The sequence below is a fragment of the Actinoplanes sp. ATCC 53533 genome, from assembly GCF_003947245.1.
Genome location: NZ_QHHV01000010.1, coordinates 1 through 22,293, shown reverse-complemented (window position 1 = coordinate 22,293; position 22,293 = coordinate 1). Strand labels below are relative to the sequence as shown.

Genomic DNA, 22,293 nt, shown 5'->3' with positions numbered 1-22,293 from the left:
CTAGCCGGCCCGCCGCCGGGCCGCGATCCCTGCCCCGGCGGCCAGGGCGACCACGGTGATCCCGGCCGCGAGCCACCACCCGCCCGTGTTCCCGTCGGGCGCGGGGCCGCCGGGCGCGGGCCTGCCGGGTGCGGCGAGCGCCGGCGTCGCGGAGGCGGCGGCCGGCAACGGCTGCACTCCGACGCACAATCCGGTGCCGCCGTCGACGGAGTTCACCCGGTACCGCTGGCCGGCGCGGAAGTCGTAGCCGCAGCTGGCCTCGCCGGGGTATGCCTTCAGCCGCAGGGTGCCCGCCGCCCCGGTGCCCTTCTCGACGGACTCGACCGCCAGCTGGATCGCGCTGCGCGAGACCTCGGTGACCGTGCCTGTGACGATGAGGTCGGCCCGGGCGTCCTGCTCCTTGCCGGAGTAGGCGCAGGAACAGGCCCAGGCCGGCGGCGCGGGGGACACGAGCACGACCAGGCCGAGGCTCAGCAGGATCAGGGCGAACAGACTCGAGACACGCAGCTTCATACCGACACCGACGCGGGCGGGGCCGGAGCGGTTCCGTCCGGGTGTGACCGGGAGCGCACTTCCCATAAGTTCTTTGAATCTGAAATAGTTGACGAGTCAAAGGCGTTGTGCGGATCAGTCCGGGACGACAAGGTCCCGGCCGAGGCTCAGGAGCGGTCATGCAGTTCGGGATCTTCACCGTCGGCGACGTCACGCCCGACCCCACGACCGGGCGGGAGCCGACCGAGCACGAGCGGATCAAGGCGATGGTCGCCATCGCCGTGAAGGCCGAGGAGGTCGGGCTCGACGTCTTCGCGATGGGTGAGCACCACAATGAGCCGTTCGTGCCCTCGTCACCCACCACGATGCTCGGCTATGTCGCCGCGCGGACCGAGCGGCTGCTGCTCTCCACGTCCACGACGCTGATCACGACCAACGACCCGGTCAAGATCGCCGAGGACTACGCGATGCTGCAGCACCTGGCCGACGGCCGGGTCGACCTGATGATGGGCCGCGGCAACACCGGCCCGGTCTACCCGTGGTTCGGCAAGGACATCCGCGCCGGGATCCCGCTGGCGATCGAGAACTACGCCCTGCTGCACCGGCTGTGGCGCGAGCACACGGTCGACTGGAAGGGCAAATACCGCACGCCCCTGCAGTCGTTCACCTCGACCCCGCGCCCGCTCGACGGCGTGCCGCCGTTCGTCTGGCACGGCTCGATCCGCAGCCCCGAGATCGCCGAGCAGGCCGCGTTCTACGGCGACGGCTACTTCGCCAACCACATCTTCTGGCCGGCCTCGCACACCCAGCGGATGGTCGCGCTCTATCGCGAGCGTTTCGCCCACTACGGCCACGGCGACCCGGACCAGGCCATCGTCGGCCTCGGCGGCCAGGTGTTCATGCGCAAGAACAGCCAGGACGCGGTGAGTGAGTTCCGGCCGTACTTCGACAACGCGCCCGTCTACGGCCACGGCCCGAGCATGGAGGACTTCACCCGCGAGACGCCGCTGACCGTCGGCAGCCCGCAGCAGGTCATCGACCGCACCCTCGGCTTCCGCGACTACGTCGGCGACTACCAGCGCCAGCTGTTCCTGCTGGACCACGCCGGCCTGCCGCTGAAGACCGTGCTGGAGCAGCTCGACCTGCTCGGCGAGGAGGTCGTCCCGGTGCTGCGCAAGGAGTTCGCGGCGCTCAAGCCGGCCCACGTTCCCGACGCGCCGACCCACGCGTCCCTGGTCGAGGCGGCGGCGCAGAAGGAGAAGGTCCAGGCATGAAGCAGCGCACCCTCGCGGTCGTCTCGGCGGGGCTGAGCCAGCCGTCGTCCACCCGGCTGCTCGCGGACCGGCTGTCCGCGGCGGCGGTGGGCGCCGCCGCCGGCCTCGGCGTCCAGCTCACGGTCCAGGTGGTCGAGCTGCGCGACCTGGCCCACGACCTGATGAACCACCTGCTGACCGGCTTCCCGCCGGCGCCGCTGAAGCAGGCGATCGACGCGATCGAGGCGGCCGACGCGGTGATCGCGGTCACCCCGGTCTTCAACGCGTCGTACAGCGGCCTGTTCAAGTCGTTCTTCGACGTGCTGGGCAAGGACACCCTGGCCGACAAACCGGTGCTGATCGCGGCGACCGGCGGCACCGCCCGGCATTCGCTGGCCCTCGACCACGCGCTCCGGCCGATGTTCGCCTACCTGCGCGCGGTCACCGTCCCGACCTCGGTCTTCGCGGCGTCGGAGGACTGGGGCGGCGACGAGAGCCAGGGGCAGCTGCGCGGCCGGATCAACCGCGCGGCGGGCGAACTCGCCCGCGAGATCGAGCGCCGCGAGCCGGCCACGGTTCAGGACCCGTTCGCCCTGACGACCTCGTTCGAGGACCTGCTCGCCGGCGGCTGACGGTCCAGGGCAAGATCAAGAGCCGGATGTCGTAGGTCCGTGCGTGGTGCGGACCGTCGCTCCCGCCGATTGCCAGGTCCGTGCGTGGTCACCCGCGGGGTAGAACTACTGAGACCGAACAGGGGGCGTCATGGCGGAGATCGTGCTCATCCGGCACGGGCAGACCGAGTGGAGTGCGAACGGCAGGCACACCTCGTACACGGACCTGGACCTGACCGAGGCGGGGGTGCGGCAGGCCCGGCTGGCCGGCGAACGTCTGGCCGGCCGTACCTTTGCCGCAGTGATCTCCAGCCCGCGCAAGCGGGCCCTGCGCACCGCCGAGCTGGCGGGCCTGGCGGTCACCGAGACCACCGAGGACCTGGCGGAGTGGAACTACGGGGAGTACGAGGGCGTCACCAGCGCCACGATCCGCGAAACCCGCCCGGAGTGGTCGCTCTGGACCGACGGCGCGCCCGGCGGCGAGTCGCCGGCCGAGGTGGCCGAGCGACTGGACCGGGTGCTGGCCCGGGCCCGCACCCTGCTGGACGGCGGCGACGTGGCGCTGATCGCCCACGGTCACTCGCTGCGGGTGGCGGGCGCCCGCTGGATCGGCCTGCCGGCCAGCGGCGGCGGCCTGCTCACCCTGGGCACGGCGACGCTGTCGACGCTGGGTTTCGAGCACGGCAACCAGGTCATCGACACCTGGAACGCCTCCTGACGGCTTGACCCTCCAGCTGGTCGAGGGCCCAGGATCGCTCCGCGGAGGGCGATCCGGCCCTCGACAGACTTCAGTGGGGAGTGCCATGACTCAGTCCGGAACGGCCGAGGTCGATGAGGTCATGACCGGTATCGGTGCCGCCGTCGAGCGGGGCCGGGCGGGTGACCGGGCGCAGGCCCGCGAGGCCCTGACGAGCCTGTGGGAGCGGGTCGGCAGCGGCGGTGACGCCCTGCACCGGTGCAGCATCGCGCACTACCTGGCCGATCTGCAGGATGCCGTGGCGGACGAGCTGCGGTGGGATCAGCGGGCCCTGGCCGCGGTCGTCGATCTCAGCGACGAGCGTGCCCAGCGCTTCCACGAGGATCTGCGGGTGCGCGGCTTCCTGCCGTCGCTGCATCTGAACCTCGCCGACGCCTACCGGCGGGTCGGCGACGGCGATCGGGCCCGGCACCATCTGGGCGTCGCGGGGGAGCTCGCCGACGGGCTGCCGGACGACGGCTACGGCTCGCTGATCCGGGGCGGGATCCAGCAGGTGGCGGACCTGCTCGGGGCCGGGTCGCGGGCGCCCCTTACCGCACAGTGAGACAGCCCCGGCGGAGCTCAGCGTCGTCTCAGCCGGGCGGCGCCAGGTCGGGGACGCCGTAGCGGGACTCGAGGATCTGCATCGCCGCTCCCGCCGCGATCACGTCCGCGCCCAGGCTCGACAGCGTGACCCGCGCCGACTGCCAGTCGGCGCGGGGCACGTCGGTGCGGACCGCATGCTCGACCTCGGCGCGGTAGATCTCGGAGTGCGCGAGCAGGTCGGCCCCCGCCAACACCACGTGCGCCACGTCCAGGGTCTGCAGCAGGTTGACGACGCCGATGGCCAGGACCCGGGCCGCCGCCCGCAGGTCTCCGGACTCCACCGCCCGGTCGTGGACCGCTTCCAGGCAGCCGCGGCGCCCGCAGACGCACTCCGGGCCGGACAGGTCGACCACCGCGTGGCCGAACTCGCCCGCGTTCGTGTGGGCGCCGCGGTGGGCCGCGCCGTTGAGCCACAGGCCCGCGCCCACCCCGGTCTCCACCATGATCAGGGCGGCGTCGCGGAAGGCCGGGCCGTGCCGCCAGGCCTCCGCGGTGACGCCGGCCGTGACGTCCTTGTCCAGGTGCACGGGCAGGCCCAGGGCCTGCTCCGCCAGGGCCCGCAGCGGCACGTCATGCCAGTGCCGCAGCCGGTGGGCATCCCGGACAGTGCCCTGGGCGTGGTCCAGCGGCCCGACCATCCCGATGCCCAGCCCGGTCAGCCGGCCGCGGACGTCGTGAGCGCCGGTGATCCGGTCGATGCCCGCCGCCAGTTCGATCAGCAGCGCGCCCGGGGTGAAGTCGGCCGGCAGCGGAGTCACCGCCGAGTGCCGGACCGTGCCGGCCAGGTCGGTCAGCACCAGCCGCAGGCCACGGCGGGTCACGTGCGCACCGATCGCATACCGGCTCTGTGGCACCAGCTCGTACACACCCGCGGGTTTGCCGATCGCCGGGCGGCGCACGCCCGCGGGGGCGATCAGGCCGTCCTCGACCAGCCGGGCCAGCACCTTCGACACCGCCTGCGGGGTCAGCCCGGTCGCGTCGGCGATCGTGGCGCGCTCGAACGCCGGCAGGGTCCGGGCCACGGCCATCACCAGGGCCTCGTTGTAGCCGCGCAGGAACGTGAGATCGGCCATCGTGCCACTCTATTACGCAACGCTGTTGCTAAAGTCGGCGACCGTGGACGATCTGAGCCGTAGGCACCGCTGGGCAGCCCTGCTCGCCCTCGCCCTGGGCGGCGTGGCGATCGGGCTGACCGAGTTCGCCGCGATGGGGCTGCTGCCCGAGGTCGCCCGCGACCTGCTGCCGGAGGCGTACGCCCGATCGGCGCCGGACGCGGTCGCCCAGGCCGGCTGGACCATCACCGCGTACGCGCTCGGGGTGGTCGTCGGCGCGCCGACGATCGCCGCGCTGACCGCCCGCATGCCCCGCAAGAAGCTCGTGCTCGGCCTGCTGGTGCTCTTCGCGGCCGGCACCGTCGCCTCCGCGCTCGCCCCGAGCTTCGAGCTGGTGCTCGTCGCCCGGTTCGTCTCGGCGCTGCCGCACGGGGCCTACTTCGGCGCGGCCGGCCTGCTCGCGGCCACCCTGATGGGCCCCGGCAACGCCGCGCGCGGATATGCCGCCGTGCTCAGCGGGCTGACGGCGGCCAACGTGGTCGGCGTGCCGCTGGTCACCCGGCTCGGGCAGGCGGCCGGTTGGCGGGTCGCATACCTGGTCATCGCCCTGGTGTTCGGGGCGACCCTGGTCGCCGTCCTGGCGATCGTGCCCGCCGCGGCGGCGGTGGCCGACGGCTCGCCGCGGGCCGAGCTGCGGTCGCTGCGCAAGCCGCAGGTCTGGCTCGTCGCGGCCACCGCCGCCGTCGGCTTCGCCGGGTTCTTCGCCGTGGACAGCTACATCGCGCCGGTGACGACCGATGTCACCGGCCTCGCCGCGACCACCGTGCCGTGGGTGCTGGTCGCGGTCGGGCTCGGCATGACGGTCGGCAACGCGCTGGGCGGCTGGTTCGCCGACCGCGACCTGCGGCGCAGCCTGCTGATCGGCTTCAGCTCGGTGATCGCCGCGGTGATCTTCTTCGGGCTCGCGGCGGACACCGCGGTGGGCCTGTTCGCCGGGGCCTTCCTGATCGGCGCGACCAGCCTGTTCCTGGGCCCGGCGCTGCAGGCCCGGCTGATCGCGGTGGCGCCGGGCGCGCAGCTGATGGGCGCGGCGGTCAACCAGTCGGCGATGAACGTCGCGAACAGCCTCGGCGCGGCCCTCGGCGGCGTGGTGATCGCGCGCGGTTACGGCTATCTCGCGCCGACCTGGGTCGGGGTGGCGCTGGCGGTCGGGGGCCTGGGACTGGCCGCCCTGAGCTTCGCGACGGAACGGCGCAGCCGCGTTCCGGCAGCCGCGCTGAACTAGGTCCCGGTAGGGACGGCCGGTCGATCGCGGACGGCTCGGGGAGATCCATCGGATACCGAGATCCCGGGAAGGAAACGCAGGATCGCCGGGGACTTTGATTCCGCTTCACTGACACGTGTAACTTGCTCGTGTCAGGACCGCGGAATCAAGAGGGCCCAGCCATGACGGACAGCACGCCACGCCGGGTGACCAGCGCCGATGTCGCGCGAGTCGCCGGGGTGTCCCGGGCGACCGTGAGCTACGTGCTCAACGACACCCCGGACCAGACCATCTCGGCGGCCACCCGCACCAGGGTCCTCGACGCGGCCGGCGCTCTCGGCTACGCGCCCTCCGCGGCGGCCCGTGCGCTGCGGACCGGCCGTTCCGATGTGGTGTTGTGCCTGCTGCCGGACTGGCCGATCGGGCCGGAGGTCGGCACGCTGCTCGGCAGCCTCTCCACCGAGCTCGCGCGCAGCGGCCTGACGTTCGTCGCCCACCCCGGCAACCGGGCGGACCGGCCGATCGCGGAGCTGTGGAAGGCGATCACCCCGGCCGCGGTGCTGGCGTTCACCGACTTCTCCGCCGCCGAGATCGGCGCGATGCGCGCGGCCGGGGTCGCCCTGGTCGTGGGGCTGCTCGGCCGCAGCACGTCGCCGCGCCGGGAGCTGGAGGTGCCGCAGCAGCACGTGGGCCGGCTGCAGGCGGAGCATCTCGCGGCGGCGGGCCGCACCGCGATCGGGTACGCGTATCCGGACGACGACCGGGTGCGGATCTTCGCCGAGCCGCGGCTGGCGGGGACGAGGATCGCCTGCGCCGCCCGGGGCCTCGCGCAGCCGTCGGTGCGGATCGTGCCGCTGGACCCGGACGCGGCGGCGGTCGCCGTGCGGGCGTGGCGCGACGAGGGCATGACCGGCGTGTGCGCCTACAACGACGACGTGGCGATGGCGGTGCTCGCGGGGATGCGCCGGCTGGGGCTGCGGGCGCCGGCGGACCTCGCGGTGATCGGGGTGGACGACATCCCGGCGGCGCGGCTGGCCGTACCGGCGCTCACGACGGTGACCACCGACCAGGCGGCGCTGGCCGCCCACCTGGCGGCGACGGTGCTGGCGGCGATCCACGGCCACCCGGTCGCCCCGGCCGACCTGACCGAGATCGTCGAGGTCGTCCCCCGCGAATCGGCCTGACGGCAGCGCGTCAGGTCAGGGCGCGTTCGTAGCAGACCGAGTTGCTGGAGCCGACGTAGGCGCCGAACAGCGGGATCTGGCGGTAGCCCTCGCGCTCGTAGAAGCGCATCGCGTCCGGCTGGGCCGGGCCGGTCTCCAGCCGGACGGTCGCGCAGCCGCGCTGCCGTGCCGCCTCCTCCAGCCCGTGGAGCAGGCCGGCCGCCACCCCGGAGCCGCGGCTCTCCGGCACCACGTACATCCGCTTCACCTCGACGGCGGCCGGGGCGAGGCGGCGCAGAGCGCCGCAGCCGAGCGGCCGGCCGGTGGCGTCGTCCACCGCGACCAGGAACAGGTCGATGTTGTCGGCCGCCGGCGGCGGGCCGGGCTCGTGGTCGTCGGTGCCGTAGCGGAGGTCGAGCTCGGCTTGCTGCGCCACGCGCAGCTCCTCGCCCGCCGGGTCGCTCCAGGGTCGCTGCTCGATGGTCCAGGTCATGCCGCTCCTCGCCCGCACTCGGGTAACAAGCGTTACGGTAACATCCGTTACGACGAGGGAGAGGTGAGAGCCGTGTCACGGACGGCGGACCGGTCGGCCCAGGGCGAGGCGTTGTCGCGCGCGGTCTGGGACGTGCTCGCCCGGCAGGGCCTGGAAAAGCTGACGGTGCGCGCGGTCGCCGCGGCGGCCGGCTGCACGACGGGCCTGGTCATGCACCGCTTCCCCAACCGCCGCGCGCTGCTGCTGCACGCCCGGCAGCTGCTGCACGACACGACCCGGCGACGGGTCGAGGCGCTCGAGGCCGCGGCCGCCTCGCCGCGGGCGGCGCTGCACGCGGTCCTCCGCCAGGGCATGGCGACCGACCCCGAGACGATCAACGGGAGCATCGTCTGGATGGGCTTCCTGGCCGCGGCGGTGGCCGACGCCGAGCTGATCGGCATGCACCGGCGCAACAACCGGGCCTGGCGGGAGCGGGTCGAGCGGCTGGTCGCCGCGGCCGCCCCGGACTGGCCGGCCGACCGGATCGGCACGATCGCCCTGGGACTGATCGCGATGACCGAGGGTGTCGCGGCCCTCGCCGCCGCGGATCCCGCCGGCTACCCGGCGGAGCAGCAGGACCGCATGCTCGACACGGCCCTGGCGGCCTACGGCCTGAACCAGGGCTAGGCAGGTTCAGCAGGGGGGGCCGGTCAGGCGCCGAGGCCGCCGGCGGCGGCGAAGGCGTCCCTGACCCGTTGCCGGTCGCCGCCGCCCGCGAGGACGGCCAGCAGCAGGATGCGGGCCTTGGCGGGGTCGAGGAACCCGGCCGGGATCAGGTCGCGTTCGATCAGGTCCCGCTCGGAGCCGGGAAAGCCGTACGTGTCGGTGAGCACCGGCCCGGCCAGGGTGCGCGACGCCAGCACGACCGGCATCCGGGCCGCCAACTCCGCCAGCGGCTCCGCCCACCACTGCGGCAGGTGGCCTGCCCCGAAGGCCGCGACCACCAGGCCGTCCGCGGCGAGATTCCGGTCCGGCTCGTCGGCGCCCAGGGCCGCGACGATCAGCGGTACGCGGGGGAGCGCGCCCGCCGCCGGCAGCGGCAGCACGACCCGGTCCGTGGCTCCGGCCAGGAACCGCGCCCGGCCCTCGACCAGCTGCCCCACCGGCCCGCCCGGCGCGGACCCGAACGCCGCCACGCTGGTCGAGTGCCGCTTGCGGACCCGCGAGGCCGCATGGATCTCGTCCGCGAAGGTCACCAGCACGCCCCGCCCGCGCGCCCGCGGGTCGGCGGCCACGGTCAGGGCGGCCAGCACGTTCGCCGGGCCGTCCGCCCCGGCCAGCAGCGGGTGGCGCATCGCGCCGGTGACCACCACCGGCTCGGGCCGCTCGTGCAGTACGTCGAGCAGGTAGGCGCACTCCTCCAGGGTGTCGGTGCCCTGGGTGACCACGACCCCGTCCGCGCCGGCGGCCAGCAGGGCGCCGATCCGCCGGGACAGCGCGACGATCTCCGCCGTCCGCAGCGAGGCGCTGGGCTCGTTGGCGACGTCCACGAGGTCCAGCTCGAGGTTCAGCGCCGCCAGCCCCGGCACCGCCGCGACCAGCTCGCCGGCGGTGAGGGCCGGGGCGAGCCCACCGCCCGGCACCGCCGTCATCGCGATGGTCCCGCCCAGCCCGCACACCACGACCCTCGTCACGGCCGCCACCCTATCGACTGTCACCAGACCCACAGCCGGGGCACATGGCCAGTCCAGGCTGGGGGCGTTTGGTGGGAGGCAAGCACACGAGGAGCGAGACCTGGGGGTCACTGAGATGCTTGTGCAGCTGAATCGGAACGAGACCAACCGTACCTTCGCGCCCAACTCCACCGCGGTTCCGCTGCCTGATCTCAACTCGCAGCGGCGCAGCCCGGTCGTCGCCGTGCTCGGCCAGCGCGGGCGGGTCGCCGCGCTGGGCGCGCACCTGCCGGCCGGGTGGCAGCTGCGCTACCCGGGTGACCTGGAGGGGGTGCACCCCGACGAGATCGTGCTGTTCAGCGGGGCCACCGAGGCCGACGTGCTGGGCGCGCGGGCGCTGCTGCCGCGCCGTACCCGGGTTGTCGCCCTGCTCGACGAGGACGCCCCGGCCGAGTTGGTCGCCGCCGTGCTGACCGCCGGCGCGGACGTCTGCGTCCGCGGCGGGATGCCGGCGATCCTCGCCAGTCACCTGGTCGCCTGCCGGCGCCGGCAGCTCGCCGAGCGGTGGAACAACCTGCGGGACCCACTGCCGACGTTCTGAGGTGCCTGATCCCGGGCCGGGAACCAGACCGGCGCCGTCGCGCGGGGAGGCGCGGGCGACGCCGATCCGGCCGATCGGGAGGCCGCCGATCAGGAGGCCGGGGCTGCGCTCGCGGTCGGCGCCAGGGCCTTGCAGGCCTCGGCCGCCTTCTGCATCGCCGGGTCGTCGGAAGCCGGCGCGCCCTGGCCCAGGGTGACCCCGTTGTCCTGCAGGCAGTTGCGGTAGGCCGGGCTCATCCCGTTGCCGTTGCCCCGGCCGCCGCCCGGCCGCCCGCTCGGCATGACCGAGGCGCAAGCCGTCTGGGCCTTCTGCCACGTGGCGTCGTCCACGCCCTCGGGCTTGCCGAAGCCGCCACCGCCGGGCATGCCACCGCCGCCGGGCATGCCGCCGCCGGGCCGGGCGCTGCCCGAGGGCCGCGGCTGGCCGGACGGGCCGCCGCCCGGTGCACCCGAGGGCCGGACCCGGGCCCCGCCGGACGGCATCGTGATCGTGACGCCGTTCTTCGCCAGACATTCGGTGTACGCGGCGAAGGCGTTGTTCCCCCCGCCGCCGTTCTGGTTGTCACTTCCGGTGGCCGGAGTCTCGGACTCTCCGCCGCACGCGGCCACGGAGAACAGCAGCGCCGCGGACGCGGCGACCAGCCCGGCGATGCGTCGGGGGGAGGTGTTTCTGAGCTGCGGCACGGTCTCGCTCCTCAATCAGGTGGACACGACGGTCCAGACAAGCCCGCTGACCTAGCCACAACCTCCGACAAAACTCGGAATCAGCTATGAGAGCGCTGCGTATCTCCGAGGCAACTCCGAGGTGGGACCGAGCCGGCGGCGAGGACGCTCGGCAACACTTCCCGACCATGGGTAACGGCCTGACCGCCTGGCGCGGAGTGAACCGGCGGTGGGTGTGGCTGGCAGCCGGGATCGTCGTGATCCTGCTGCTCGCCGCGGGCGCGGCACGCGCACTGACCGCCGGCGCTGACGAACAGCCCGCCGCCGCGAGCACCGTGACGGTGGACCGCGGCGCGGTAACGACCGAGGTCGCGACGACCGGCACGGTGGAGCCGGCGCAGACCCGCAGCCTCTCGTTCGCCGTCGGCGGCACGGTGACCGAGGTCAAGGTCCGCGCGGGCACGGTGGTGACGGCGGGGCAGGTGCTCGCGTCGATCGACGACGCCGACGCGGCCGAGGCCGTCGACTCCGCGCAGGACACGCTCGCCGACGCGCAGGACACGCTGGCCGACGCCAAGGAGAGCGCCGCGGACTCCACGTCCTCGACCTCCTGCGGGGTGGTGCCGGCCGGCTACACCGTTCCGTCGGCCACGCCGACGAGCACGCCGACGCCGACCGCCACGACCACGTCGGCACCGGCCGCGACCACCGCGCCGACCCGGACCACGGCACCCACCACCGCGCCGGCCCGGACCACCGCACCCGCCCGGACCACCGCACCGGCCCGTACGGGTGGCGGCGCCGCGACGACCTGCGCCCAGAGCGGCGCCCAGGGCAGCGGTGGCCAGAACTCCGGCGGCGGGGGCGACGCCGTGCTCAGCGCCCAGCAGCGGGTGAACCAGGCCGAGGCGGCCCTGCAGAGCGCCGAGGACCAGCTGGAGGGCACCACCATCACCGCGCCGATCGCCGGGCGGATCCTCGCGGTCGCCGGCAAGGTCGGCAGCCAGGTGAGCAGCGGCACCGCCTTCCTCACCCTGGCCGACGTCTACGACATGCAGATCAGCGCGAACTTCCCCGAGGCGGACGCGGACCGGCTCGCCGTCAAGCAGACCGCCAAGGCGACCCTGGCCGACCGGGCGGGCAAGGAGTTCGGCGCCACCGTCGTGCAGGTCGACCCGGTCGGCACGAGCGACGGCACGATGGTCCGTTACGGTGTGTTGCTGTCGTTCACCGACGCGCCGGAGGACCTGCTGGTCGGGCAGACCGCCGCCGTGCGGGTCACCACCGGCTCGGCCGCCGACGTGCTGCGGGTGCCGAGCACCGCGGTGCACGACATCGCCGGCGACACCGGGACGGTGCTGCGCGCCGGCGCCCAGCTCAAGGTCGGGGTGGGGCTGCGCGGCGACCAGTACACGGAGATCACCTCGGGGCTCGTCGAGGGCGCCGCCGTGGTCCGGTCCTGGTGAGCCGTCCAGGTCGCTCAAAGCGGATTCATACGGAATTCAAAGGTACCGCTGATATCTCTTTGCGGTGCATCCTGATAACCGCGGTTCCGTCGCCCTCAGTGACCCTCCGGCCGCCCGGCAAACCCGGGTCCTGGTGGTCGACGACGAGCCCAACATCTCCGCGCTGCTCTCCGCCACGCTGCGGCTGGTCGCGTTCGACGTCCGGGTCGCCGAGTCGGGGCACGGCGCGCTGGTCGCGATCGAGGACTTCGAGCCGGACCTGGTGGTGCTGGACGTGATGCTGCCGGACCTGGACGGTTTCGACGTGGCCCGCCGGCTGCGCGCCTCCGGCCGGGCCACGCCGGTGCTGTTCCTGACCGCCCGGGACGCGGTCGAGGACCGGGTCGCCGGGCTCACCGCCGGCGCCGACGACTACGTCACCAAGCCGTTCAGTCTCGAAGAGGTGGTGCTGCGGATCCGGGCGATCCTGCGGCGCAGCCAGCCCGAGCTGGAGGCGCCCGGCGACTCCGGGGTGCTGCGCTACGCCGACCTGGAGCTCGACGAGAGCGCGCACGAGGTGCGCCGGGCGGGCCGGCTCGTCGACCTGTCGCCGACCGAGTTCAACCTGCTGAAGTACCTGCTGCTCAACGCGGGCCGGGTGGTCAGCAAGGCGCAGATCCTGGACCGGGTGTGGAAGTACGACTTCGGCGGCGACGGGCGCATCGTCGAGTCCTACGTGTACTACCTGCGCCGCAAGATCGACAAGACCGACCCGCCGCTGATCCACACCGTCCGCGGCGTCGGCTACGCGCTGCGCCTGCCCCGCGGCGGCGAGGAGTGACCAGGCCATGAGGGTGCGGGTCCGCTGGCGCCCGCGGCGGTGGCGCCACTGGACGCTGCGGGCCCGGCTCGTGCTGGTCGTCGGCGGGCTGGCCGCGATCGCGCTGATCGTCGCGAACCTCGCCGGGGTGGTGCTGATCCGCGGCTACCTGCTGGACCGGATCGACGAGCAGCTCACCGGCATGTCCCGCCCGTTCGCCAACGGGCAGCGGCTGACCATGTCCCCGCCGGGAGCGCAGCGCAAGAGCCAGTTGCGCATCGGCCCCGACCAGGTGGTCTACGTCTACACCGCGGCCGGCACGCTCGATCCGGGCCGCAGCTCGACCGCCGACGCGGAGCGGCCGGCCGTGGCGCCGCTGGCCGACGTGCTGGCCCGCGCGGGCCCGGGGCGGCCCTACACCGTGGCCGCCGCCGACGGCAGCGCGGACTGGCGGCTGCTCGCAGTGGCGGCACCCGACGGCGTCGGGGCGGTGGTGATCGGCTCGTCGCTGGTCGAGATCGAGGAGACCGGCGACCGGCTGCTGCTCATCGACGCCGGGGTCACCCTGCTGATCCTGGTGCTGCTCGGCTTCGGCGCGGCGTTCGTGGTGCGGCTCGGGCTGCGGCCGCTGACCGAGATGGAGCGCCTCGCCACCGACATCTCCGCCGGGAACCTGTCCGGCCGGGTGGCCGACACCGACCCGCACACCGAGCCGGGCCGGCTCGGCGGGGCGCTCAACCTGATGCTGTCCCGCATCGAGGCGGAGGTCTCCGCCCGTACGGCCTCCGAGCAGCGGCTGCGGCAGTTCGTCGCGGACGCCTCGCACGAGCTGCGCACGCCGCTGACGTCGATCCGGGGCTTCGCCGAGCTCTACCGGCGTGGCGGCGCCCCGCCCGGGCCGCAGCTGGACGAGACGATGAGCCGGATCGAGGGCGAGGCCGGCCGGATGGGCGTGCTGGTCGAGGACCTGCTGATGCTGGCCCGGCTCGACCTCCAGCGCGCGCCGGTGCGCCGCCCGGTGGACCTGCTGGAGATCGCCGCCGACACCATCCGCGACGCGTACGCCCGGGTCCCGGACCGCCCGGTGCGCCTGGCCGCCCTCGACGACGACTCGGACACCTTCGTGCCGCCGACCGTGCTGGGCGACGAGCACGGGCTGCGCCAGGTCGCCACCAACCTGGTCGCCAACGCGCTGCAGCACACCACGGTCGGTGCCCAGGTCACCGTCCGGGTGGGCCGGGTCTCGGGGCACCGGCCGGCGCGTGGCTCCGTGCACGCGGGGACGGTCGTCACCGGCGTACCGCTGGCGGTTCTGGAGGTCAGCGACGACGGCCCGGGCGTGCCCGCCGTGCACGCCCCACGGGTCTTCGAACGGCTCTACCGGGCCGATTCCAGCCGCAGCCGGGGTCGCGGCGGGGGCTCCGGCCTGGGCCTGTCCATCGTCGCGGCGATCGTGCACGGCCACGGCGGCTGGGTCGAGCTGGACCCGCCGCGCGGGCGCGGTGCCACCTTCCGGGTCCTGCTGCCCAGTTCCGACGGGGACATCGCCTGAGGTTCTGAGGTGGCTCCCAGCTAAACCCGAAGGTCCTCCGAGCGGGTGTCGCCACAGTGTCCGTCATGCCTGCGCCCCGTCTGGGTTCCCTGCGCCGTCCCTCGGTGGCGGTCAACGCCGCCCTGGTCCTGGCGCTCGTCGCCGGTGCCTTCTGGGCCTACGAGACTGTGTCCGGTCCGGACACCGGAAACGCGGCCACCGCGTCCGTCCGGTCTGTACGCGTCCAGCAGGGCACCGTCACCGCCTCTGTCACCGCCGACGGCTCGCTGGAGAGCGCGAGCTCCGCCAGCGCCAGCTTCGAAACCGGTGGCACCGTCACTTCCATCTCCGTCAAGGTCGGCGACAAGGTCGCCAAGGGCCAGGTGCTCGCCAAGGTCGATCCGGCCGAGGCCAAGCGGACCCTCGCGGCCGCCGAGGCCGACCTGGACGCCGCGCAGGACGCGGTCGACCGGGCCGAGGACGCCGGTTCCGACACGTCGTCGGCCGAGAACGAGGTCACCCAGGCCGAGCTGGCCGTGACCGAGGCCGAGGCGGCGGTGACCGGGACGACGCTCAAGGCGCCGATGGCCGGCACCGTGGTCGCGGTCAACGGCACGCTCGGCAGTTCGTCGTCCGGTTCCTCCTCCTCCTCGTCCTCGTCGTCCGGCGGTGGCTCAGCCAGCGGCGGCGGGTCGTCCTCCACCGGCTCCTCGTCGTCCTCCAGCTCGTCCAGCAGCGGCTTCATCGACCTCGCCGACCTCGGCAAGCTCCAGGTCACCGCCGCGTTCGCCGAGGCCGACGCGACCAAGCTCAAGGAGAAGCAGGCCGCCACGGTCACCTGGAACGCGCTCAGCGGCACCGAGCAGAGCGCCCGGGTGGTCGCCGTCGACCCGCAGGCCACCACGGCCAACAACGTGGTCACCTACGGCGTCACGCTCAGCCTCGACAAGGTGCCGACCGGCGCGAAGCCCGGGCAGACCGTGTCGGTCTCGGTGGTCACCGGCGAGGTCGCCGACGCGATCTACGTCAACGCGGCCGCGCTGACCACGGTCGGCAACCGGCACACCGTGACGGTGCTGGCCAACGGGGTCCAGGAGGTCCGCGCGGTCGAGATCGGGCTCGAGGGCGACCAGGCCACCCAGATCACCTCCGGGCTGACCGCGGGGGAGCAGGTCGTGATCACCACGGCCAGCACCACCACCGGCAGCACCACCGGCGGCTTCCCGGGCGGCGGCGGCCTGCAGGGCGGTCTGACCGGCGGCGGCGCGGCGCCGGGCGGCGGCCCCCAGGGCGGCGGCGGTACGGGCCGGGGCACCCGGTGAGCCGGCCGGTGCTCGAGGTCCGCGAGCTGACCAAGGTCTACGGCACGGGTGAGGCCACCGTGCACGCGCTGCGCGGCGTCTCGATGCTCGTCGAGCGCGGCGACTACGTGGCCATCATGGGCTCGTCCGGCTCCGGCAAGTCCACCCTGATGAACATCCTGGGCGCGCTGGACGTGCCCAGCTCCGGGACGTACCACCTGGACGGGGTCGACGTGAGCCGGCTCGCCGACCGGCAGCTGGCGCTGGCCCGCAACCGGCTCATCGGCTTCATCTTCCAGGCGTTCAACCTGATCCCGCGCACCTCGGCGGTGGCCAACGTGGAGCTGCCGCTGGCCTACGCCGGGGTCAAGCCGCGGCAGCGGCGGGAACGGGCGATGGCCGCGCTGGACGTCGTCGGCCTCGCCGACCGGGCCCGGCACGAGCCCAACCAGCTCTCCGGCGGCCAGCAACAGCGCGTCGCGGTCGCCCGGGCGCTGGTCACCGAGCCGGCGCTGCTGCTGGCCGACGAGCCCACCGGCAACCTGGACACCCGCTCCACCGCCGACGTGCTGGAGGTCTTCGACCAGCTCAGCACCGCCGGCCGGACGATCGTGCTGATCACCCACGAGCCCGAGGTCGGCGACCGCACCAAGCGGCTGGTCCGGCTCGTGGACGGCCGGATCGTGACCGACGTCCGTCAGTCGCCGCTGGACCGGGTCCCGGTCGGCGCCCAGCAGGGACGGCACAGCCAATGAGCGAGCTTGCGAGCGAATCGTCAACTCCGCGCTCGACGAATGTCATCACCGGAGCGCCAGCGGAGGTGATGGCATGAGCTTCTACGAGGTCGTCCGCTTCGCCCTGCGCGGGTTGTCGGCGAACAAGCTGCGCTCGGCGCTGACCATGCTCGGCATCCTGATCGGCGTCGCCGCCGTGATCCTGCTCGTCGCGGTCGGCAACGGCTCGGCGCAGGCGATCAGCGAGCGGATCGAGGCGCTGGGCACCAACACGATCACCGTGATGAGCACCGGCCGGGGCGGCTCCACCAGCACGGCACTGACCACGACCATCTCCGACGCGCTGGTCGACCCGCAGCTCGCGCCGGACGTCGCCTCGGTCTCCCCGGTGGTCAGCGCCTCCGCCACGCTCACCTACGAGGGCACCGACCACGACGTCAACCAGTTCGTCGGCACCACGCCGAGCTGGTTCGCCTCGTCCAACACCCCGGTCGGCACCGGGGCCGGCTTCACCGCCGACGACGAGGCGCAGGGCCGCCGGGTGGTGGTGCTGGGCCAGACCGTGGTCGACGAGCTGTTCCCCGGCACCGACCCGATCGACAAGCAGGTGACGGTCGGCGGCGCGCTGTTCACGGTGGTCGGCGTGCTGGCCCAGAAGAGCTCGACGGGCTTCCAGGACAGCAACGACACCGCGATCGCCCCGCTCTCCGCGGTGCGCCAGGTGCTCACCGGGTACGGCGCCCTCAACTCGATCCTGGTCGAGGCGAAGAGCCCCGGCCAGGTGAACGCGGTGCAGTCGCAGGTGGCCACGATCCTGAACCAGCGCCTCGAGGTGGCGGCCGGCGCCACCGCGCCGTACCGGATCCAGAACGCCTCGCAGCTGCTGGCCACCCAGACCGAGACCGCCGACACGTTCACCACCCTGCTCGGCGCGGTCGCCGCGATCAGCCTGCTGGTCGGCGGGATCGGCATCACCAACATCATGCTGGTGACCGTCACCGAGCGGACCCGCGAGATCGGCATCCGCAAGGCCCTGGGCGCGCCCCGCCGGGTGATCCTGACCCAGTTCCTGATCGAGGCCACGCTGTTGAGCGTGCTGGGCGGCGCCCTCGGGGTGGCCGCCGCGCTGATCGGCAGCAGCTTCGAGATCGTCGGGGTGAAACCGGTGATCGTGCCCAGTTCCGTCGGGCTCGCCCTGGGCGTGTCCATCGCGATCGGGCTGTTCTTCGGCGGCCTGCCCGCCAGCCGCGCCGCCCGGCTGCGCCCCATCGACGCGTTGCGCTACGAGTGAGGACCGCTGTGACCCCTTCTTCCGACGACACCGCCGTCCTGCCCGCCGTTCCGGCCGCCTTGCCCGGCGACCCGCGCGGCGGCCCGGCCGGCGCCACTCCCGGCGATCTTCCCGGTGACCGGGATGACGGCCTGGCCAGCGAGCTGGCCAAGGCCGCCCCGCGCCGCTGGTGGAACCGCGGCACGCTGGTGCTGACCGCGGCCGCGCTGCTGCTCGGCGGCTTCCTCGGCGGCCTGCAGGTGCAGAAGAGCTACGGCACCAGCGCCACCGCGGCGACCGGCCGCACCGGCGGCGCCGGTGGGACCGGCGCACGGGCCGGCGGCTTTCCCGGCGGTGGCGCGTTCGGCGGCGGGGCCGCGCCGAGCGCGGCGGCGACGGCCGCCGCCGGGCCGACCACCGGCAAGGTGAAGCTGGTCAACGGCACCACCATCTACGTCGAGACCTCGGACGGCACCGTGGTGACTGTGCGGACCAGCGGCGAGACGACGGTGCAGTCCGCGACCAAGGGCAAGCTCAAGGACGTGAAGGCCGGCGACACGGTCAGCGTCCAGGGCGCGGCGGACAGCGAGGGCACCGTCACCGCGACGACCGTGACCGAGAGCAAGGGCTGACCCCGGCGGCGAACCGTGGTGTCGTGGCGGCATGAGCAGACCCGCGGCGGAGGGCCCGGGCAGGGTTCCGCACCGCCGGGGGAGCGCGCCGGCGACCGGTCGGTGTGTGGGCCGGCGTCGCTACTGTGGTCCGGTGGCGGGATTCGACTGGGCGGGGCTGGAGCGTGACCTGACCGCGGCGCTGGTGCGGGCGGTCTCGTCGGTGATCGCCGCGCATCCGGATGAGCGGTGCTACGCCGCCGCGCTGTGGCTGCTGTATCGGGAGTCGGACGGGCCGATCAGGTTTCCGCTGTTGGCAGCGAACACCGTCGAGGCGCTTCAACGCGCCCCGGCCGAGGACCGCGACGACCTGCGGTGGAGTCCGGCCGACTGGGACCACGGCGACATCGACTGGCTGTCCGACGAGGACGGTGGGCGGTGGGAGCGCGACCTCGCCGCCCATGCCTGCCGGGGCACGCCGGCCCAGTGGGACGCGGCGTTCCGGCGCTTTGTCACCGCGTTGGTGACGGCGTGCCGGCGGGCGCGTCGCGAGTTGCGCCGGGACCTGGTCGTGGTGGTCATCGACGACGAACTGCACGAGACGGTGATCCCGCGCATCCTGCCCGCGGCGGAGGTCCGCCGTCACTTCCCCGAGCTCGACGAACAGGCCGCGGCCTGGGCCGCGCTCGCCGCCCTCCCCCCAGCCGAGCAGGCCGCCCACCTCGTCGGGCTGCTGGACACCTGCGACGGCCCGATCACCCGCGAGCCGGCCGAGCGGGCGCTGCGCGACCTCGGCCCGGTGGCGATCCCGGCACTCATACCGCTGCTGGCCGTGCCTGGTGCGGCGTGGCAGGCGGCGAAGATCCTCGCCGACATCGGCCGCCCCGACGGCGACGTGGTCACGGCACTCACCGCCGCGGTGAGCCGCACGGCCGGCTCGGACCAGTCGTGGGTGGCGGCGGCCCTGGCGCGGCTGGGCCGGCTCGACGTGGTGCTCGCCGCCCCGCTGCCGACCGATGTCGTCGTGACCGCGGCAGCCGCGCCGTACGTCAGCTTCCGGGACCACACGGTGGCGCCACCGCCGTTGGACTACACGCCGCTGGTCCGGGTCCTGGAGGAGCGCCCGGACGTCGCCGCGGGCCTGGAGGAAGAGCTGGCCCCCGGCGCCGGCATGTGCGAGATCCACGCCGGCGAGGTCGACGAAGCGGTCCGCGGCACCGAGTCGCCGCACCCGGTCGTACGCCGTCACGCGGTCACCGTCCTCGGAGAACGGCGCCTCGGCACCGCCGTCGGCCGGCGAGTGCTGCCCGTACTCGCCCGGCTCGCCGTCGACGACCCGGACGCGCTGGTGCGGCGGCTGGCAGTGGTCGGACTCTCGTTCTGGGGCCGGCCGGCGCTGGCCCACCTCGACGCCGGGCGCTCGGCCACCCAGGACCTCGACCCGACGGTGCGCCGGGCCGCCACGGCCTGGCTGCGCGACGCGATGGCCTCCGCGCCGAACTCATCGCAGCCGAACAGGTAGGTGCTGCCAGGTGCCCGTCGCGGAGAAACCCCGGCAAAACGCGAATAGTCTTCATGTCTTGGGTTGAGCGCTGTTGATCGTCAGTAGGTGGCAACCAGTGGCTTCACTGAGGGTGTGGTGATAGCGGGCGTCCTGACCGCCGGCTGTCTCGTCGTTCTCACGGTTCGAAGGAGCGGCGCACGGCCGCCGGCACGGCAACGGTGCTGAGCGCGGTCGTGCGCTGCGCCGCGGCCGTCGCCGGCCCGAACGGTGAACCCTGCGGCTGGCACACGGTACCCGCCGCCGGCACCCGGCCGTTCAGCAGGTACTGATTGACGTTGGTGTCCACGCAGGCGTTGCCGGCGATGAAGTATGCGACGTGACCCCACCCCGCGTAGGTCAGCAGCCGGGAACTCGGCAGCAGCCGGGCCGCCGCCTGGGCGCCGTGATAGCCGGTGGCCGGGTCGAAGTAGTTGCCGACGACCAGCACCGGCGCGGAGGTGCGCGCCGTCCACGGGCCCAGGTGCCGGTCCTGCCCGGCACTGGCCGGCCACGACCGGCAGACGCTCCAGGCCCAGTTCCAGATCCGGCCGAAGTAGCCGTACCGCTGCTCGGCGCGGTCCGCGGACCGCTGCCAGGCCGCGAAGGACCCCGGGTTGTCGGTGTCGGAGCAGGCGACGCCGGGGGAGCCTTCCACGGCGTTCGGATATTCCTCCTGCGCCGCCAGGCCGAGCTTGGCGCGCATCGTGGCCAGGCGCTGCCCGAGGACGGCCGGCGAGAGCTGCCGCTGCACGTCGTCGAGGAAGAAGGCCAGGTCGGGCCAGACGTGCGCGTCGTACAGGGCGCCCAGGGTGACGGCGATCAGGTCGTTGTAGGTGAACGTGGAGGTCTCGCCGGTGAACGGGTCGGTGATGGTGGCCGGGTGCCCGCGCAGCCGCTTCGCCAGGGCCGCGTACCGCCGGCTCGCGTCGCCGGAGAAGGCGCAGCCCGCGCCGGCCGCGTCGCACAACCGGAAGAACTCGCCCAGCGTCCGGCGGGCGCCGTCGGCGCTGCGGATCCGGCCGCCGACCGGGACGGTGCGGGCGTCGCGGCCGTGCCCGGTGGACCAGGCGACGGGGTCGACCACACCGTCGATGACCAGGGCCCGGACCCGGGACGGGAACAGGTTGGCGTAGTTCTGCCCGAGCAGGGAGCCGTAGGAGTAGCCGACGTAGCTCAGCTTCTCGTCGCCGAGCCGGTCGCGCAGCAGATCCATGTCGCGGGCCGCGTCGGCGCTGGACATGTGGTCGCGGATGGCCCCGCCGTGCCGGGCACACGCGGCGGCGAGCGCGTCGTCGGAGACCCGCTGCTGCCGTTCCTCGGCCGGGCTGTCCGGGTATGGGAACGGTGGCAGCACCGCGACCGCCTGCTCGAAGGTGTCGAAGCAGCGCAGCGGCGTGCTGAGGTTGATGCCGCGCGGGTCGAAGCCGACGATGTCGAAGCGGGCCCGCACCTCGGGTGCCAGGTCGTGGGCGACCGCGCGGGCGAACTCGACGCCGGAGCCGCCCGGCCCGCCCGGGTTGAACAGCAGCGAGCCGATGCGCCGCGCGGGATCGGTGGCGGGCAGCCGGATGAGCGCGATGGCGATCTGGACGCCGCGCGGCCGGTCGTAGTCCAGGGGCGCCGGCACGGTGGCGCACTCGAAGCCGTCCTCGCACGCCGACCACGCCACCTGCGGGGCCGCGGAGGGGGCGGCGGCGCGGGCCGGAGACCCGGCGAGAATCCCGGTCGTTGCCAGGGTGACGGCGGTGGCCAGAGCGACACGGCTGCGCCATTGCTTCCGGTTGGTCATGAGCACTCCCGTGACAGCGGGTCGAGTGACTGACTACCTGTCGCTGAACTTCGAGGGCCGAGAGTAGTCGTCACCGTCGATGAATGCCACCGACTTCCCGTGCCATCGCGCGCGGGGCTGGTCCACTCAGGAGCGAACCCGGTCCCAGGCCGTGCCGGCCGGTAGAACTGACGTATGCGCAACTATTGATGCCTGCGGGCCGGGTTCCTAGGCTGGGGGCGCTCGATCCGGTCTACCTGGGGAGTCGGCCCTGGATACCAGCGTGCAGCCCGGCACGCCCGCCCTGTTCGGCCGGGCGTCGCTGCTGGCTGCCGTCGAGGCCCGGCTGGGCGCCGGCGGCGGGGTGGCGCTGCACGGCCCGGAGGGCATCGGCAAGACCGCGCTGCTGGACGCCGTCGCGGCCACTGCTGCCGGGCGGGGCGAGCTGGTCGTGCGGCTGCGGCCCGCCCCGGCCGAGCGCCGCCTGCCGTACGCGGGCATCGCCGACCTGGTGGCGCAGCTGCCGCCGGCCGCCCTGGCCGCCCTGCCGCCGACCCACCGCACCGCCCTGGCCGGGCTGCGGCAGGGCACCGCGCCGCGGGCCGGCACCCCGGCCCTGGCCCGCCGGCTCGTGCCTGCCCGGCCTGCTGGCCCACTGCGCCCGCGAGCGGTGCGTGCTGCTCGT

The 22,293-nt window shown here is 73.9% G+C and carries 23 protein-coding genes; 17 read left to right on the top strand and 6 right to left on the bottom strand.

The window, feature by feature from the left end; translation table 11 throughout:
* Window positions 1-513 (bottom strand): hypothetical protein, encoded by a 513-nt coding sequence (locus DMB66_RS03225; protein WP_125802483.1) that lies wholly within the window; start codon window positions 511-513, stop codon window positions 1-3.
* A 158-nt stretch (window positions 514-671) separates the two neighbouring features.
* Between DMB66_RS03225 and DMB66_RS03220 the strand changes: the two genes are divergently transcribed.
* The 4 genes from DMB66_RS03220 to DMB66_RS03205 all read left to right on the top strand — a co-directional run bounded on the left by DMB66_RS03220 (window position 672) and on the right by DMB66_RS03205 (window position 3,657).
* On the top strand, window positions 672-1,766 hold the full coding sequence (locus DMB66_RS03220) for an LLM class flavin-dependent oxidoreductase (protein ID WP_125802482.1): 1,095 nt from the start codon (window positions 672-674) through the stop codon (window positions 1,764-1,766).
* Window positions 1,763-2,377 (top strand): FMN reductase, encoded by a 615-nt coding sequence (locus DMB66_RS03215; protein WP_125802481.1) that lies wholly within the window; start codon window positions 1,763-1,765, stop codon window positions 2,375-2,377. The genes DMB66_RS03220 and DMB66_RS03215 overlap by 4 nt, the downstream gene beginning before the upstream one ends.
* 130 nt (window positions 2,378-2,507) lie before the next feature.
* A complete protein-coding gene (locus DMB66_RS03210) occupies window positions 2,508-3,074 on the top strand; it encodes a histidine phosphatase family protein (protein ID WP_125802480.1) in 567 nt (188 codons plus the stop codon).
* A gap of 85 nt (window positions 3,075-3,159) precedes the next feature.
* Window positions 3,160-3,657: a hypothetical protein gene (locus DMB66_RS03205; protein WP_125802479.1), complete on the top strand. Its 498-nt coding sequence runs from the start codon at window positions 3,160-3,162 to the stop codon at window positions 3,655-3,657.
* A gap of 28 nt (window positions 3,658-3,685) precedes the next feature.
* Here DMB66_RS03205 and DMB66_RS03200 read toward each other — a convergent pair whose 3' ends face one another.
* Complete coding sequence (locus tag DMB66_RS03200) at window positions 3,686-4,771, bottom strand: ROK family transcriptional regulator (RefSeq protein ID WP_125802478.1); 1,086 nt, start codon at window positions 4,769-4,771, stop codon at window positions 3,686-3,688.
* A 43-nt stretch (window positions 4,772-4,814) separates the two neighbouring features.
* Between DMB66_RS03200 and DMB66_RS03195 the strand changes: the two genes are divergently transcribed.
* Both DMB66_RS03195 and DMB66_RS03190 read left to right on the top strand, forming a co-directional pair.
* Window positions 4,815-6,035, top strand: a complete 1,221-nt coding sequence (locus tag DMB66_RS03195) for an MFS transporter (protein ID WP_125802477.1) — start codon at window positions 4,815-4,817, stop codon at window positions 6,033-6,035.
* Between the two features lie 161 nt (window positions 6,036-6,196).
* Window positions 6,197-7,198, top strand: coding sequence for a LacI family DNA-binding transcriptional regulator (locus tag DMB66_RS03190; RefSeq protein WP_125802476.1), 1,002 nt, complete (start codon window positions 6,197-6,199; stop codon window positions 7,196-7,198).
* 10 nt (window positions 7,199-7,208) lie between these two features.
* On the opposite strand, the gene DMB66_RS03185 is transcribed toward DMB66_RS03190, so the two are convergent.
* Window positions 7,209-7,670, bottom strand: coding sequence for a GNAT family N-acetyltransferase (locus DMB66_RS03185; protein WP_125802475.1), 462 nt, complete (start codon window positions 7,668-7,670; stop codon window positions 7,209-7,211).
* A 72-nt stretch (window positions 7,671-7,742) separates the two neighbouring features.
* Here DMB66_RS03185 and DMB66_RS03180 point away from each other — a divergent pair, with 72 nt between their 5' ends.
* Window positions 7,743-8,336, top strand: a complete 594-nt coding sequence (locus DMB66_RS03180; protein ID WP_125802474.1) for a TetR/AcrR family transcriptional regulator — start codon at window positions 7,743-7,745, stop codon at window positions 8,334-8,336.
* Window positions 8,337-8,359: 23 nt separating this feature from the next.
* Here the strand turns inward: DMB66_RS03180 and DMB66_RS03175 are convergent, their stop codons facing one another.
* On the bottom strand, window positions 8,360-9,301 hold the full coding sequence (locus DMB66_RS03175) for an asparaginase (RefSeq protein WP_233624289.1): 942 nt from the start codon (window positions 9,299-9,301) through the stop codon (window positions 8,360-8,362).
* A gap of 157 nt (window positions 9,302-9,458) precedes the next feature.
* Between DMB66_RS03175 and DMB66_RS03170 the strand changes: the two genes are divergently transcribed.
* Complete coding sequence (locus DMB66_RS03170; RefSeq protein WP_125802473.1) at window positions 9,459-9,923, top strand: hypothetical protein; 465 nt, start codon at window positions 9,459-9,461, stop codon at window positions 9,921-9,923.
* Window positions 9,924-10,012: 89 nt separating this feature from the next.
* On the opposite strand, the gene DMB66_RS03165 is transcribed toward DMB66_RS03170, so the two are convergent.
* A complete protein-coding gene (locus DMB66_RS03165; protein ID WP_125802472.1) occupies window positions 10,013-10,606 on the bottom strand; it encodes a hypothetical protein in 594 nt (197 codons plus the stop codon).
* 167 nt (window positions 10,607-10,773) lie between these two features.
* Between DMB66_RS03165 and DMB66_RS03160 the strand changes: the two genes are divergently transcribed.
* From DMB66_RS03160 to DMB66_RS03125, 8 genes are all read left to right on the top strand, one after another.
* Window positions 10,774-12,051: an efflux RND transporter periplasmic adaptor subunit gene (locus DMB66_RS03160; protein ID WP_125802471.1), complete on the top strand. Its 1,278-nt coding sequence runs from the start codon at window positions 10,774-10,776 to the stop codon at window positions 12,049-12,051.
* Between the two features lie 64 nt (window positions 12,052-12,115).
* Window positions 12,116-12,871 carry a response regulator transcription factor gene (locus DMB66_RS03155; RefSeq protein WP_125802470.1) on the top strand — a complete coding sequence of 252 codons (756 nt, stop codon included), beginning with the start codon at window positions 12,116-12,118 and terminating at the stop codon, window positions 12,869-12,871.
* A 7-nt stretch (window positions 12,872-12,878) separates the two neighbouring features.
* On the top strand, window positions 12,879-14,402 hold the full coding sequence (locus DMB66_RS03150) for a HAMP domain-containing sensor histidine kinase (protein WP_125802469.1): 1,524 nt from the start codon (window positions 12,879-12,881) through the stop codon (window positions 14,400-14,402).
* Window positions 14,403-14,467: 65 nt separating this feature from the next.
* A complete protein-coding gene (locus DMB66_RS03145) occupies window positions 14,468-15,703 on the top strand; it encodes an efflux RND transporter periplasmic adaptor subunit (RefSeq protein WP_125802468.1) in 1,236 nt (411 codons plus the stop codon).
* Window positions 15,700-16,437, top strand: a complete 738-nt coding sequence (locus DMB66_RS03140) for an ABC transporter ATP-binding protein (RefSeq protein WP_125802467.1) — start codon at window positions 15,700-15,702, stop codon at window positions 16,435-16,437. Before DMB66_RS03145 ends, DMB66_RS03140 begins: the two co-directional genes overlap by 4 nt.
* A gap of 73 nt (window positions 16,438-16,510) precedes the next feature.
* Window positions 16,511-17,707 (top strand): ABC transporter permease, encoded by a 1,197-nt coding sequence (locus tag DMB66_RS03135; RefSeq protein WP_125802466.1) that lies wholly within the window; start codon window positions 16,511-16,513, stop codon window positions 17,705-17,707.
* Window positions 17,708-17,715: 8 nt separating this feature from the next.
* Window positions 17,716-18,318: a hypothetical protein gene (locus DMB66_RS03130; protein ID WP_125802465.1), complete on the top strand. Its 603-nt coding sequence runs from the start codon at window positions 17,716-17,718 to the stop codon at window positions 18,316-18,318.
* Window positions 18,319-18,451: 133 nt separating this feature from the next.
* Window positions 18,452-19,819 carry a DUF4303 domain-containing protein gene (locus DMB66_RS03125; RefSeq protein WP_158647130.1) on the top strand — a complete coding sequence of 456 codons (1,368 nt, stop codon included), beginning with the start codon at window positions 18,452-18,454 and terminating at the stop codon, window positions 19,817-19,819.
* A gap of 157 nt (window positions 19,820-19,976) precedes the next feature.
* Here the strand turns inward: DMB66_RS03125 and DMB66_RS03120 are convergent, their stop codons facing one another.
* Window positions 19,977-21,629 (bottom strand): alpha/beta hydrolase, encoded by a 1,653-nt coding sequence (locus DMB66_RS03120; protein ID WP_125802463.1) that lies wholly within the window; start codon window positions 21,627-21,629, stop codon window positions 19,977-19,979.
* Window positions 21,630-21,891: 262 nt separating this feature from the next.
* Here DMB66_RS03120 and DMB66_RS03115 point away from each other — a divergent pair.
* On the top strand, window positions 21,892-22,293 hold a 402-nt coding region (locus tag DMB66_RS03115), incomplete at its 3' end, for an AAA family ATPase (RefSeq protein WP_233624263.1).

Bases quoted from the DNA above. Each gene is read 5' to 3' on its own strand.
- DMB66_RS03225 (WP_125802483.1), bottom strand. From the start codon at position 513: ATGAAGCTGCGTGTCTCGAGTCTGTTCGCCCTGATCCTGCTGAGCCTC.
- DMB66_RS03220 (WP_125802482.1), top strand. From the start codon at position 672: ATGCAGTTCGGGATCTTCACCGTCGGCGACGTCACGCCCGACCCCACG.
- DMB66_RS03215 (WP_125802481.1), top strand. From the start codon at position 1,763: ATGAAGCAGCGCACCCTCGCGGTCGTCTCGGCGGGGCTGAGCCAGCCG.
- DMB66_RS03210 (WP_125802480.1), top strand. From the start codon at position 2,508: ATGGCGGAGATCGTGCTCATCCGGCACGGGCAGACCGAGTGGAGTGCG.
- DMB66_RS03205 (WP_125802479.1), top strand. From the start codon at position 3,160: ATGACTCAGTCCGGAACGGCCGAGGTCGATGAGGTCATGACCGGTATC.
- DMB66_RS03200 (WP_125802478.1), bottom strand. From the start codon at position 4,771: ATGGCCGATCTCACGTTCCTGCGCGGCTACAACGAGGCCCTGGTGATG.
- DMB66_RS03190 (WP_125802476.1), top strand. From the start codon at position 6,197: ATGACGGACAGCACGCCACGCCGGGTGACCAGCGCCGATGTCGCGCGA.
- DMB66_RS03185 (WP_125802475.1), bottom strand. From the start codon at position 7,670: ATGACCTGGACCATCGAGCAGCGACCCTGGAGCGACCCGGCGGGCGAG.
- DMB66_RS03175 (WP_233624289.1), bottom strand. From the start codon at position 9,301: ATGACGGCGGTGCCGGGCGGTGGGCTCGCCCCGGCCCTCACCGCCGGC.
- DMB66_RS03170 (WP_125802473.1), top strand. From the start codon at position 9,459: ATGCTTGTGCAGCTGAATCGGAACGAGACCAACCGTACCTTCGCGCCC.
- DMB66_RS03160 (WP_125802471.1), top strand. From the start codon at position 10,774: ATGGGTAACGGCCTGACCGCCTGGCGCGGAGTGAACCGGCGGTGGGTG.
- DMB66_RS03150 (WP_125802469.1), top strand. From the start codon at position 12,879: ATGAGGGTGCGGGTCCGCTGGCGCCCGCGGCGGTGGCGCCACTGGACG.
- DMB66_RS03145 (WP_125802468.1), top strand. From the start codon at position 14,468: ATGCCTGCGCCCCGTCTGGGTTCCCTGCGCCGTCCCTCGGTGGCGGTC.
- DMB66_RS03135 (WP_125802466.1), top strand. From the start codon at position 16,511: ATGAGCTTCTACGAGGTCGTCCGCTTCGCCCTGCGCGGGTTGTCGGCG.
- DMB66_RS03120 (WP_125802463.1), bottom strand. From the start codon at position 21,629: ATGACCAACCGGAAGCAATGGCGCAGCCGTGTCGCTCTGGCCACCGCC.